This is a genomic window from Flavobacterium chungangense LMG 26729 (assembly GCF_000735715.2).
GTDB classification, from domain to species: domain Bacteria; phylum Bacteroidota; class Bacteroidia; order Flavobacteriales; family Flavobacteriaceae; genus Flavobacterium; species Flavobacterium chungangense.
This window is the reverse complement of the sequence record NZ_JASY01000010.1, coordinates 92,870-107,018: the sequence shown is the minus strand read 5'-3', so window position 1 is coordinate 107,018 and position 14,149 is coordinate 92,870. Positions and strand designations below refer to the sequence as shown.

Below are 14,149 nucleotides of genomic sequence, written 5' to 3'. Positions count from 1 at the left end.
TACAAAAAATAAATGTGATGGCTGACAGTATTTAGGAGATTTATAAATCATTTTTTAAAGGTACTCTATATATTAGAAATCTGCAAAGACACAGCAAGCATGCTTACTTATTCCTGTGATACCAGTAACAAATGATCATAGCAGCTCCCGGCAACAGCAAAGTGGTTAAACCAAAATATTTTCCGGCAACAGCTCCTAAAAAACAGCCTGTAAGAAAACCAAAAATAGTAACCAGCTGTTTCTTAAAGCTTAATAAAGAATCGGCATCATTTGTACCGTTTTTAAGCAGGTTTCCCAAATCAAGCGAAGCCTGGGTTACATTTCCCGTCATCATGGTTGTTGGACCATGAGTTTCTTTGGCAAACAATTTTCCGAAAGCATTTTGTAATCCCATCGCAAAGACAGTTGTCATTGCTACAGTGTACATTGCCCATTCTGAGAATATTTCCAAATATCCGAAAACATAAGAAGAAATTCCGCAAAGCACCAATATAATTCCTTCCCAAAACAAAATCGTGTAGCGGTTGACACTTTTTAAGGCGATTCTTCCGCCAACAATAACGGCAAATATAAAGATGGGAAAAGTCAATAATTTGATCCAGGCATGTACATCAGAACCTTTGATAATCTGATAGGCAAAGACGATAAAGTTTCCTGTAACGTGTGCCGAAAATATCGAATCTGCTGCAACGAAAGTTACGGTATCGCAATACCCTGCTATCATAGTGAGGAGCAGGGTTACGTACCAAATATTTTTTTGAATTTCCATGGTTTATTATTTTAAATGGGCACGAAGCATCCATGCCATTTTTTCGTGAGTTTCTACTAAACCTGTTATAAAATCACTCGTTCCGGCATCCTGAAATTCATTTGCAATATTATTTATGTTTTCGCGCAGATAAATAATAATGCTTTCATGATCCAAAAGCAATTCTTTGATAAAACCATTACTGTCATTTTTTTCTTGTAATTCTTCTGTAAGGTGTGTCAGGGCAAGAAAATCTTTAAGAGTGGCAGGCGTGTAATGACCCAATGCTCTGATTCTTTCTGCTACCGTATCAACAATTTCGTCAATAGCATCATATTGCTGTTCGAAAAAAAGATGTTTGTTATAAAAATCAGGTCCTTCAACGTTCCAGTGTGCTCTTTTTGTTTTAGTATACAATACGAATTCATCTGCTAAAATTTTTGTTAGAACTTCTGCAACTTTGGAGATGTTTTCTTGTTTAATTCCGATGTTTGCTTTCATTTTTAAAGTAGGTTTAATAAATAATAATCAAGTGAATATTTTCCTGCTCCCAGCGCAAGAATGAGTAATAAGGATAACGTGTACATATAAGGAACGTCGCGTACTTCTGGCGAATCTTTTCTGTGAACCACAAAATATCCTACGGCTGTAACACCGATAGTTGGAAGTACGGCAAGTCGGGTTCCAAGACCGAGAATAATAAAAATCGGGACTATGGTATCTGAAAATGCAGCCACTAATCCGTTTAGTTTTTCAGGAAGATGGAGCGGATTCGGAACGTGTTCTTTTTGTCCATTTTCAGTTCGAAACTTCTTCATTCCGTGAACTCTGAATAATTCAACTGCAAGTAAAACTCTAAATGCTAAAAGTGTCGCATTGCTGAGTGCTGATCCTAAATCTGAATACAGGATTTGTTTGATAATTTCAGTCATTGTTTTAAAATTTAAAAGGCAAAACAGGAACAGCCCAATGCGCCCCAGAATGCGTTATAATTATCTACAGGAACATTGCTCATTCTCGCAATATCGTGGCTGTGTGCATGAACATCGCAGCTGCCACTGCAACTGTGTATCTGTGAAGTCAGACCAGGCTTTGCATCTGCTTTAGCGTTTTTCTCTATGGTATTCCTGAAACTGCTTTTTGACGGATATCCGTTATAAATATTTGTGGGAGACCAGTCAGGCAAAATCGGAATACGAGGCGGGGAAAACGAAGAGAAATCTCCATTGGCATACACAATTTTTCCGTCGACAATAGTCAAATCCGCTTCTATCTTTTTGATTTCTTCATCGTCAATGTTAAAATAATCGCGGTCTAAAACCACCAGATCTGCAAACATTCCGGTTTTGATATCACCTTTTTTGGCCTGTTCCTGAGAAAACCAGGCACTACCTCTGGTGTACAATTCTAAAGCGGTCTGTCTGTTTAATCTGGTTTCGTTGTACAATTGCAGACCGCCAATTGTTTTTCCAACTGTCATCCAATACATAGAAACCCATGGATTATAGCTGCTCACGCGTGTAGCATCAGAACCTGCACCAACGGGAACTTCCATTTCAATCATTTTTTTGATTGGCGGTGTGTTTTCGGCTGCTTTTGCTCCGTAACGGTCTGTAAAATATTCACCCTGATACGCCATTCTGCTTTGTATGGCTATACCGCCGCCAAGTGCTTTTACGCGTTCAATATTTCTTTCGTCAATAGTTTCGGCGTGGTCAAAAATCCAGGGCAGTCCGTTGAACGGAATTTCCTGATTTATTTTTTCGAAGACATTCAAAAATCTGGTAATGCTTTCGTTATAAGTGGCATGAAGCCTGAACGGCCAGCGGTTTTCAACCAAAAGACGGACTACTTTTTCCAGTTCGGCTTCCATGCTTTCAGGCAAATCGGGTCTTGGCTGCAGGAAATCTTCAAAATCGGCAGCAGAAAAAACCAGCATTTCGCCTGCACCGTTATGACGGTACATATCGTCGCCCTGATACAGTTTTACAGTATCAATCCAATCTGAGAAATCTTCAAACTCGTGTTTTGGTTTTTGGGTAAACAGGTTGTAGGCAATCCTAACTGTTAATTGTTTCTTTTCGTTCAGTTCATTAACAACTTTATAATCATCTGGAAAATTCTGAAATCCGCCTCCTGCATCAATCACACTTGTGATTCCGAAACGGTTTAGTTCTTTCATAAAATGTCTCGTCGAATTGATCTGATGTTCATACGAAAGTGTCGGACCTTTAGCCAGTGTCGAATATAAAATCATAGCATTTGGGGTAGCAATAATCAATCCGGTTGGTTCACCGTTTGAATCACGTTCAATATTCCCTCCAGGAGGAGCAGGCGTATTATTGTTGTAACCAACCGCTCTTAAAGCTGCCCTGTTCATAATGGCTCTGTCATACAAATGCAGAATAAAAACAGGAGTATCTGGCGCAATTGCATTAATTTCTTCCAGAGTCGGCATTCTGCGTTCGGCAAATTGAAATTCAGACCAGCCGCCAACGACACGAACCCATTGCGGATTTGGCGTACGGTCAACTTGTTCTTTCAGCATTCTTAGCGCATCGGCAAGAGAAGGAACACCATCCCAACGCAATTCTAAATTATAATTTAAGCCCCCACGAATCAGGTGAATGTGCGAATCGTTGATTCCGGGAACAACTCTCTTGTTTTGTAGGTCTATTATTTTAGTTTCTTCAGAAGCAAATTCCATTACATGACTGTCATGTCCAACTGCTATAAATTTTCCGTCTTTGATGGCAACAGCCGTAATGTTTGGAGTCTCAGTATTGAAGCTATGAATTTTTCCGTTGAATAAAATTAAATCTGCTTTCATAATGTTATGATTTAGCGTTAAGTTTTGCAATTGCTTCTTTAATTCCATCACCGGCAACGGTATAAAAAGCCGGTCCGGCAAGCAGAATGATTTTGCTTAAAGGTTTGTGATCTGATAATTTTTTATCTTTTAAATATGTTTGCGTTCTGTAAGCTTCAAAAGAACCCAAAACTACATTGGCTGCAACTAACGCTGTTGGCGAATCGATTCCTGCATCTTTTATATCAGACGCAAAAGAATAATTGCTCACACCCAGACGCAAAGCCTCACGCATGGCAACGCTTCCTACACTGATCATTAAATCCGGTGTGAATTTAGTGCGTTCGCCAAGACCAATGAGCAATAACTTTTTGGCTGCCAAAGTACCTTTTGGAGGTATAATCAATAAAGTTTCAAGCGAGTGTCCTGTAAATTTACCGCTTTTGCGTAATTCGGTAATAATGCCTTTCAGGGCATCATCTAAATGTACCATTCCGTTTAGGTTTGCAGGCAGGGCAGGAGGGTTAAAAATATCGCCTTCTGTGTATTCAAAAACACAGGCAACCTGCAGTTCTGCTTCGGCTGCAGATGGTCCCTGAACCAATCCGTTTACTGCAACTCCATCTACTTTACCCCAGGTTGTAGATGACCCGAGTGCGGCATTTTGTGCAAAAGCAGTGTTAGTTAAGCCTGCATATATTAGAAGAATTAGAATCGTTGTTCTAATTGTGTATTTGTTAAAAAGGACTGATTTTTTCATATTTAGAAATTTAGTTGATGATATAACTGATGTAGATTTTGACGCGGATGACGCAGATTTGCTATCGCAAAAGCACGGATAAAACGGATTTCTAAATAAATTCTTTAAATGAATCTGCGTAAATCCGCGTTTTTGCGATAGCAAATCCGTTTTATCAGTGTTCTAATTCAGTAAGAGTATATTTTTATGCTATTAAAATTTAAATCCAAGTCGGACATTAAAGAAAACACCATCTTTAGAATTTGGAATAATGTCGTTGATAAAAGCACCGGTTTTAAAATACTGTATCCCGCTTACGACTGATATATATTTGTTTACACTATAGACAAAATTGGCTAAATATGCTGTACCGATATACCGTTCGTCTGATGCACTTCCGGTTAGATTTAGTGATCCGCTTGGTCTGTAAATCCCGTCTTGAGTTGAAAATCTCCAGTTAAAAACCACATCCACCTGCATCTTCAGCGTTGACAGTAAATCCATTGTGGCATAAGGATGAATATCGATAAGGTTTACCGGCCCCACCTGTGGGCTAAATCCGAAATAACCTCCTTTTGGAAAGAGCGGATTAAAAGTCTGCAGGCTTCCGTTACCTTTGTTTTTATCTCCCGAGATGTAATCGTTCCGAAGGTTTATAGTGGGTTTGAATCTGATATCTTCAAAAGAATATCCAATATCTATAGATCCAGTCCAGGCATTTATATCGCCGGAACCAAAACTTCCAAACTGATAAGCTGCTTCCAGATTATAAATAAAACCACCACCGTATTTCCAAAACCTTGTGCCAACAGTATGTCTTTGTTCTGAAGCAATTCCTTCTTCAAAAACAGCTGCATCTCTTCTGATTCCGAGGTAATACAAATCCAGGTTTCCTGCTTTTGGGAATATTATTTTGGAATAAGCTCCCCAGAGATTCCGTTTTTTTGATATTTTATTATCAAAAACACCTGTATTGATTTCGTCTTCCATCATAGCAAAACCATCAACTGAAAATCGGGCAGAGGAGTACATTATTTTTCCTCCTGTAAAATACAATCTCGCATTAGGGCCTTCTCTTACCGAAATCAGTCTTCCGGAACCGTAATCGAGTTCCTGTCTTCCGGCACGAACGGTTACTTTTTTGTCTTCCTTCTGATATAAATTCACATCCAAAAAAAGATTCTGTACATTCAACTGATCTTCATCAATACCTCTTGACCCGTTAATTCTTCCGTCCTGCAAAGCACTCCTTAGCTGTACAAATACCCTGAAAGTTTTACCTAAATACAGATCAGCATGAAGATCATAACGCTGGAGCAAAAAATTGTTCTGGCCAATGTTAAGCCGACCCCAGTCTTCATTATTGAAATCAACATATTCATATCTGGCTTCGCCGCCAAATGACAGGTAAAAATTGTTCTCGCTGTTTAAGGGAACAAATTTTAAATTCTCATAAAAATTTCGGGTTGAATCTCTTAATGACCCGTAATTTTCGTCGTAACGCAAAAGCTTAAAACTTTGTGCTGAAACAATACTTCCCATTAAGAGAAAAAGAAAAAGCAGCCTGACGTTTTTTGATATGAATGGTGTTGATTTCAACATTATGAAGGGTAAGAGGTTTTATGTATGTTTCAGGTTGAAATAAAGAAATGAATTAGTGTTTTAGCATGTTGTGCGCGTAGTGAATACCTAAACCGTAAGAACCACCGTGTTTTTTCATTAAATTAGTTACCGGAACATATGTTTCTTCGCGTGCCCAGTCTCTCTGAAGCTCTAATAAGTACTGGATAGAGGTTATAGGTTTTGCCCCAACTTGTATCATTCTTTGCACTGCACGTTCATGAGCTTCTTCGCTTACGTCACCACAAGCATCTGTAATTACATAAACTTCATAGCCTTCTTCGATTGCAGATAAAGCCGGCCCAACGATGCAAACGCCTGTCCATAATCCTGCAAGGACTATTTTTTTCTTGTTTTTGCCTGTAATTGCCTTATAAGCTGCTTCGTCTTCCCAGGTATTCATTGTTGTACGGTCAATATATCCTGAAGTGGCAATTGGGTAATATTCTTCGACTTCAGGAAAAACCGGACCCGAAAAACTTTCTTCGGCAACAGTAGTTACTACAGTAGACACATTAAAGATTTTTGACGCTCCGCAGATGATTGCCACATTGTTGCGCAATTCGCTTAACGCAATATTACTCGTAGCAAATGCCATTTGCCCTTCAAAATCAATTAATACTAAAGCGTGATTATCCGGTGACAATAAGTTTGTAGATGGTTTCATGATTATTTATTTTAAAATGTTATGTTTTATAAATGCTTAATGTGTTGAGAGTTTCCGGATCATTTCGGCGGAAACACTATCGGCATAAATTCCGAAAGCGCTGGTTAAAACCCCTTTCAGGGCATAAACTTCTGAGATAATGCCATACACTATATCTTCGTCTCCCGGATCTGTATCGCCCTCAAAACGAAAAATATATTCGATTTTGAATTCTTCCGGCGACATGGATTGTTTGTTGTTATTACAGCGGATACAATTTGTATCGAGATTAAAGTTTTCTGTAAAACCCTGATTGTTGAGCCATTGTAAAGCTTCTGTAACGGTATCAAATGATGGGGGTTGAAACGAACTCATAATTAATATGGTTTTAAACTAGCCTGCAAAAGCAAACTTTACAGGCAGTCTGATTCATTAAAATATTGTTTGCTTATGCTTTTATAAAAGCCAGAATATCATTATTGATCGTTTCTGCTTCGGTAGTAGGCATACCGTGAGAGAATCCCGGGTAGGTAATTAATTTACCGTTTTTTAAAAGTTTGGCTGCTCTCGGAGCCTGCTCATAAGGAACAATCTGATCATCTTCTCCGTGTAAAACCAGAACAGGAATATCTAAGCTTTTTAGATCTTCTGTAAAATCTGATTCAGAGAAAGCTTTGATACCTTCGTAATGTGATAAAACAGAACCCATCATTCCCTGGCGCCACCAATTTTGTTTGATGCCTTCCTGAACTGTTGTTCCTTCACGGTTCCATCCGTAAAATGCAATTGGAAAATCATAAAAATACTGTGCTCTGTTAAATCCAGTACCTTTTCTGATTTCATCAAAAACAGACAACGGCACACCTTCCGGATTCGATTCGTTTTGAATCATAATTGGTGTAATAGCACTAATGATTACGGCTTTTGCAATACGTCCTTTACCATATTTTGCTGCGTAGCGTATCACTTCGCCTCCTCCGGTTGAATGCCCCACATGAATGGCATCTTTTAGATCAAGTGCAGCTGTTAGTTCAGAGATGTCTGATGCGTAAGTTTCCATATTGTTGTTCTCACCGCTTTGTCCTGAACGCCCGTGTCCGCGGCGATCGTGCGCAATAACCCTGTATCCTTGCTGAAGAAAAAACATCATTTGTGAATCCCAGTCGTCACTTGATAAAGGCCATCCGTGGTGAAAAACGATGGGCTGTCCCGTTCCCCAATCTTTGTAATAAATCTGTGTTCCGTCTTTTACTGTAATTGTACTCATTTTGTATGGTTTTAGATTAATAATTCCCGAGATCAACATCCGGTTCGATTCTGTATCCGGACTTGTTTTGTTAAATTGGTTATGCAAACTTAGGACAGCGGCCAAAAGCTGTTGCTTAATCAAGATTAATAAATAAAAATTCAGTACTGTTTTGCTGTATTCTGAATTTATTGACGTCGCAGAACACTAGCCAAATAACATACCTATATCATGATGGCTTTGGATATAAGGAGTTTGGATGTTTTGAGTGTGTTTTTTTATTACGATATATCGTAAAATTATGAAGAGGGTAATAATAATTTAGGAAATTACCTATCTGTTTAAATTAAAAGTTGCTTTTTAAATCCATTAATTAAAAATAAATTCCGCTTTAAGTTTTGCAGAAATTGTAAGGATTCATGATCCTCAATTAAGAAATAGTGAAGCGTTAACTTTTTTATGGAGAATTATTTAAAAGAATCGGGTTATTTCTTAAGAAATATTTTTCCGTATAAATTCAACATCGATTACAGCACCATAATCATTAAAAAAAGAGGCTTCGCCATCAAGCTGCTGAGCTAAACCACTGATTAAGTTTATTCCTAAAGTTGATGAAGTATTAAAATTTTCAGGAAAACCAATTCCGTTATCCTTAATTTGAAGTTTTACTTTCGAATTTTCCAGAGGCTTCATCACAATAAGAATAACACCTTTTTGATTGTCCGGAAAGGCATATTTAATCGAATTTGTAATTGCTTCGTTCAAAATAAGTCCAACAGAAACAGCTTGTGCTTCGTTTAGATGTAATGGATGAAGATCTGTTTCAAAATTAATATGCTGCATATCAAATGTGTCTCTAAAATTATACAACAGGTCATGGATATAATTTTCCATTTCTATTTCTCTAATGATATCTGTTCTGTATAATTTTTGATGTAAAAGAGAAATCGCATACAATCTGTGCTGGCTTTTTTGAATGGCATCAAAAGCTTCTTTGCTTTTTAAGGTTGAAGACTGCGAATTCAGGAGGCTCATAACAATCTGCAGATTATTCTTTACACGATGGTGAATTTCCTGCATAAGAGATTCTTTTTCGTTTACCAATTTCAGTAGTGTCTCGTTTTTTTGATCTATTTCTCTTTTTTTACTGATTAAAAGATCGTTGTTTTTTTTCTTGGATTGATAACTTATCCCAAACAAAAGGATACTCACTAAAAGAAAAACAACAATGCAAATTCCAAATTTTATAGTACTTTGCGCCTGGATCCTTTTTCCTTTTTCAGTATCCATGTCCAATTTTAAATTAGATAGTTCTTTTTCTTTCTTTTCAAGGCCATATAAAATTTGCAGTTCTCCAATTTGCCTGTTCGTTTTTTCATTAAAAATAGAATCATTCAGTTTTTTATATCTCTGAAAATATTTTATTGCGGCAATATAATTTCCTTTAGCAGAATCAATTTTAAACAAATATAAATTTGCGTCTTTGATTTGGGAAAGCTCCACAATTCCTTTTGAAAAATTCAGCGATTTTTGAAAATTGATCCTGGCATTATCATAGTTTTTATGCTCTTCGTAGAATTTTCCAAACTCAAAATAAGCTTTGGATAAATCAATGATATACATTGCATTACTTTTTTCATACAACTCAATCATTTTTTTGAAATTGGCTTCGGCAAGCTTAACCTGATTATTTTTGTTATAACAATAGGCCAGTGAGCCCAAAATTATTGCTTTGCCACTATCATTTTGAGGAGGATATTCTCTTATAATTTTTTGTACTTGTTTTAGTGCTGCTTTTTCTCTTTTTACTTCAATGAGTTCCTTGGCCAGTAAATCTGTAAATTCATATAAGTTATAATAATCAATTTCTTTCTTGAGTTTCAGCGTTTTAATTGCCTTTCTGAGCCATTCTATACTTAAATTATGTTTGCCGATATCTTTGTACGCAATTGCGAGCTGTTGATAAAAATCTGCATCATAATCAAAATCTCCTGTTTTTTCCATACTTTTTACACAGGCAAGAGAATAATAAAGGCTTTTACCCAAATTTCCTTTAAGCCTGTTCACATCTGCTAAAAGATCGTAAGTGAAATGCAGCTTTTTAAAACCAATTTTTTTATAAACAGCGAGAATCTGGAATAATTCTTTTTCTGCCAGATCTAATCTTCCCTGATTTAAATGAGCATCTGCTTTGTATTTTATGAAATAGGCAAATTTTTCTAAAAGGCCCAGATTTTTGTAAATCAGGGATCCTTTATCAAAACAAATTACAGCTTCTTCAAGAGTTTTAAAGCTACGTGGTGACTGCCAGAATAATCTTTTTCCCTGTACAGCCCATAAGTCGGCTTCTTGTTTATACTGTTTCGTTTTTTTATAATAAGCAATTACTTTTTGAATAATTTCAATAGCTTTTGGGTAGTTGTTTTCTTCAAACAAAAGTTCTCCATAGTAAACCAGGCATTTATGTTTGAGGTTTTCATCGTTAATGCTTTTGCTTAAAACATAAGCACGATCAAAATTAGACTTTGCACTGTCCATATCCATTTTATGGCTTTCCGGTTTGTACAGGAAAACGGCTCCACGATCAAGAAAATTAGTAATTTTTGCTTTAGTGGCAGAATCCTTTTGGCTGACAACAGAATTTGAATATGTCGGAATCTCTACAGAGTAGCAATTGTAACTGAGCATTAAGAATGTAAACACAAGCTTTGCTATACGAATTCTTATCATATTATATGTAAGTAACTATTAGAAAGGATATAGATATTGGATGCCGTTCGCATACCAAATAATTAAGTTTTTAAAAGTAAATAAATTACCGCTTGCAAACAAATAGAAACCAACATCTGCAAATTATTAAAGAATTTACCTGTATAAATGGTCAAAAGTATTTAGCTCAACAACTATAATCCTTCAAAATATTTCATCTCCTGATTTTTCTACTGCCAGCACTAACAACTTCAATATTTGTCAAATGCCATTTTAATTATATGCTAAAAAAACATTCTTAATGCTACAAAATCAAGTGTTATGAATAGAGTATAGACAGTACAAAAAAAGCTACCTTTAGCGGGCAGCTTTCTTCATTTTTTGTAATAGATTATTTGTCTATAAATACAATCTTTTTAGGAGTTTTAAACCTGACTTTTTATTTGTCAAGAGGCTCATAAAATTCTGCTTCCACGATTGGCAATTCGCCGTTCTTTTTATCTCCTGATTTTAATCCCGCCTGATCTACTTTTCCTGTAATTTCAACCAGGTTGATTTCGTTACTGTCTTTAGTGGCGCCAGCTAATTCAATTTTGACTTTTTTACCTTTTGTTGGCTTGCATTCCAGCGTTACATATCCTAAACTGGTTGGTGTTGTACCGTTGAATGCTTCCTTATTGTCTACATAAATTCGTATAGGATATTTTTTGCTTCTCCATCCTGCAAATTTTATTACTGCCTGACTGATTAGGGCTTCACGTTCTAATTCAAATTCAATTACCGGATTTCCGTCTTTAGTGTTTGACCATTCTGTTAACTCATTATCGTCATAACTTTTAGCAGCATCTGCCTGATTCGAAGCAGTTTTAGCGTCAATTATGGCAATCGGGGTTCTTGTCTTTTTAAAAGAAGGTGTACCTGGTGACGGTCCTTTTTTAGTATAAGACGGTAATTGATGATCCGGCATAACTGTCGTGAGTTTTGCATTATCTACAGCAATGGTTTTAATCACCAGGGTTCCCGTTTTAAGATTCTCAGAAGAAGCATTTATTTTAATCTCTCCTTGTTTCTCTCCGGCTCTTACCATAATTCGGTTAACGCCGCATTCAACAGGAATGTTTTTTGAACCGATGTAATTATCCGGTCCCTGTGCGATTCCGCCAATAAATGTTCCCTGTCCCTGAACATCAAAATTAATCATATTCAAAGCTGTCGGACAGCGGTTTCCTTTTTCATCTACGACTTCAACTTCTACAATTGCGACATCACTGCCATCTGCTAATGTTCCTCCCGGTCTTTGAATTCCAGTTAGTTTGACTGCAGTAGGTTTGCCGGCAGTTTTAATTTCTGTTTCACAGATTTTTTTGCCCGTTTTGTCATATCCAACAGCACGAATAGTTCCCGGTTCAAACTTTACATTTTCAAAGGTGAATAAAAACTGATCAGACTGAATGCCTTTTCCTAAGCTTTTGTTGTTGACAAACAATTCAACTGCATCAGCAGATGATACAACAGAAATTTTTTTAGTAACAGAACTGTCGTAATTCCAGTGACCGATAATATGAGCACTAGGATTTTCGATATCTACCCATCCATCCCACATTACTTTATGTGCATAAAAACCATCTTTTGGAAGTCTCATTGGATCCACTTCACCACTTCTTCTGTAATTTTCAGCCCCTCTGAAATGAGTATTACTGTCTGAAAAAATAATATTAACACCGCCTGAGCTTACTCTTGTACCAGTCCCGGGGCGCTCACGATAATAATCATACCATCGTGTTACGTTTTCTATGGCATGAGCATCCTGATTGTGATTATAGGAACTTGCATCTGCTACTTTCGATCCATTGACATTGGTATGACTGGTACCGCCTGTTCCTTCTTTATGAAAAGGGGGGGTAAACTCATCCCAATATTTGCGAAGACCTTCGTCACGACTGTATTCTGTAGCCCAAAAAGGAAGTCTTGCACTTTTGTTGATGTACAGCATTTCTCCGCCATATTCAGCAGTTTTGCTGTCAAGCATTTCCCTGCTTCCTATTGCACGTCCTCCATTAGGGTCGTATTTATCTCTAATTGCCTTCATTTCTGCCATGTGTTCTTCAGAAATGCTTTCATTTCCGCATTCGTAGAATAAAATACTCGGATTATTTCTGTTGTAAATAATAGCATCACGCATTAACTCCGTACGTTGTTCCCATCTTCTGCCTGTAACATCTTTTTCAGAGTCTCCTGCTGGCATCGCCTGAATCAGACCAACTCTGTCGCAGGATTCTACATCCTGTTTCCATGGCGTAATATGCATCCAGCGTACCAGATTACCATTGCTTTCTATCATCTGGCTGTTGCTGTAATCGCTCATCCAGGCTGGCACTGACATTCCCAATGATGGCCATTCGTTACTGGTTCGCTGTGCGTAACCGTGCATCATAATAACACGATCGTTTAACCAGATCATTCCTTTTTCGAATTTGGTTTTGCGGAATCCGGTGCGAATCGTGGTTTGATCTACAACTTTATTGTTTACAACCAATTCACTTTTAACATTGTATAAATAACCGTATCCCCAGCTCCAGAAATTCAGATCCTTCAAAGCTTTGGAAGCTTTTAGATCTTTTATTTCATTTGGTTCTATAGTAGCAGTTTCACCTAAAAAAGTAGCAACTACTTTTCCGTCCATATCAGCAACACTGATTTTTAGTTGTGCATTAACAGCTGATGTCTGTTCATTTTTAACTTGTGAAGAAACATTGATTAATGCTCTCTTTTTTGCAATATCAAAATCAGATGCATAAACGTAAGTTCCGGAGGTGCCTAAACCAGAAAATAGGGGCAAGGTTTGATACACATTTGATTTTATATGCAGATAAACATTCTTAGGGATTCCACCATAATTGGCATTGAAATTTTTATCGTTCCACTGAAATCCCGAGTCTGTCGCTTTCTCCTTGTATTTCCAGTCATTATCGGTTTTAACAGCAATTACATTTTCCTGAGGGAAAGGCTTTATTAATGAAGTAATATCAAAACCAAAAGCCATAGCGCCATTTTCATGTCTGCCAACAAACGTTCCGTTTACATAAATTTCCCCCATCTGTCTTACACCTTCAAATTCGATAAAGACTTTTTGATTTTTAGATTTTGCCGGAAGCTGGAATGTTTTGCGGTACCACGCAATGCCCGTAGACAATCTTGTGATATCTACTTTGAATGCTTCTGCCTGATTCCAGGCGTAAGGAAGATTTACTTTCGTCCAGTTTTTATCATTATAACTTGTATTTTTCGCCTGATCATCATCGCCTGTAAAAAGCCTCCAGTCATAGTTGAAATTGTATTTAATTCCGTCGGGGTTTTGTTTTTGGGCAAATGCAAAGTTTGCAAGCAGAAGCAATACAGTTAAAACAGGGTAAAAGAACGTTCTATTCATTTTGGTCTCTTAAATAAGTTAGTAATCTTTCAAAGCTTCTGCTAAAACCTGTAAGAAGCTTTAGCAAATTTAGTTTTATAGGCTGTTTTTCTGCTATCAAAGATTGCCAATACATATCATATTCTGCCATGTCAGGTTATGATAAGAAAGTGTTTTTTTTTTGGATGTATTAATCTGAAATTTAAGCGTTTAATATGAAATG

At 37.0% G+C, this 14,149-nt stretch carries 11 protein-coding genes; all 11 read right to left on the bottom strand.

What is annotated here, in order from left to right; all coding sequences use genetic code 11:
* Positions 1–103: 103 nt before the first annotated feature.
* The 11 genes from JE46_RS16955 to JE46_RS16905 all read right to left on the bottom strand — a co-directional run bounded on the left by JE46_RS16955 (position 104) and on the right by JE46_RS16905 (position 13,947).
* Positions 104–769 carry a YoaK family protein gene (locus tag JE46_RS16955; protein ID WP_031456469.1) on the bottom strand — a complete coding sequence of 222 codons (666 nt, stop codon included), beginning with the start codon at positions 767–769 and terminating at the stop codon, positions 104–106.
* Positions 770–775: 6 nt separating this feature from the next.
* A complete protein-coding gene (locus JE46_RS16950) occupies positions 776–1,249 on the bottom strand; it encodes a Dps family protein (RefSeq protein ID WP_031456468.1) in 474 nt (157 codons plus the stop codon).
* A gap of 2 nt (positions 1,250–1,251) precedes the next feature.
* On the bottom strand, positions 1,252–1,680 hold the full coding sequence (locus JE46_RS16945; protein ID WP_031456467.1) for a DoxX family protein: 429 nt from the start codon (positions 1,678–1,680) through the stop codon (positions 1,252–1,254).
* Positions 1,681–1,691: 11 nt separating this feature from the next.
* Positions 1,692–3,578: an amidohydrolase gene (locus tag JE46_RS16940; protein ID WP_031456466.1), complete on the bottom strand. Its 1,887-nt coding sequence runs from the start codon at positions 3,576–3,578 to the stop codon at positions 1,692–1,694.
* A gap of 4 nt (positions 3,579–3,582) precedes the next feature.
* Positions 3,583–4,317: a M17 family peptidase N-terminal domain-containing protein gene (locus JE46_RS16935; protein ID WP_035136738.1), complete on the bottom strand. Its 735-nt coding sequence runs from the start codon at positions 4,315–4,317 to the stop codon at positions 3,583–3,585.
* A 192-nt stretch (positions 4,318–4,509) separates the two neighbouring features.
* Positions 4,510–5,898: an alginate export family protein gene (locus tag JE46_RS16930; protein ID WP_031456464.1), complete on the bottom strand. Its 1,389-nt coding sequence runs from the start codon at positions 5,896–5,898 to the stop codon at positions 4,510–4,512.
* A 52-nt stretch (positions 5,899–5,950) separates the two neighbouring features.
* Positions 5,951–6,583, bottom strand: coding sequence for a hydrolase (locus JE46_RS16925; protein ID WP_031456463.1), 633 nt, complete (start codon positions 6,581–6,583; stop codon positions 5,951–5,953).
* 36 nt (positions 6,584–6,619) lie between these two features.
* Positions 6,620–6,937, bottom strand: coding sequence for a hypothetical protein (locus JE46_RS16920; RefSeq protein ID WP_031456462.1), 318 nt, complete (start codon positions 6,935–6,937; stop codon positions 6,620–6,622).
* 73 nt (positions 6,938–7,010) lie between these two features.
* Positions 7,011–7,829, bottom strand: coding sequence for an alpha/beta fold hydrolase (locus tag JE46_RS16915; protein WP_031456461.1), 819 nt, complete (start codon positions 7,827–7,829; stop codon positions 7,011–7,013).
* Between the two features lie 471 nt (positions 7,830–8,300).
* The gene (locus JE46_RS16910; RefSeq protein ID WP_031456460.1) at positions 8,301–10,496 is read right to left on the bottom strand and encodes a tetratricopeptide repeat-containing sensor histidine kinase; all 2,196 of its coding nucleotides are present in this window, start codon (positions 10,494–10,496) and stop codon (positions 8,301–8,303) included.
* A gap of 460 nt (positions 10,497–10,956) precedes the next feature.
* The gene (locus tag JE46_RS16905) at positions 10,957–13,947 is read right to left on the bottom strand and encodes a glycoside hydrolase family 2 protein (protein ID WP_031456459.1); all 2,991 of its coding nucleotides are present in this window, start codon (positions 13,945–13,947) and stop codon (positions 10,957–10,959) included.
* Positions 13,948–14,149: the final 202 nt, after the last annotated feature.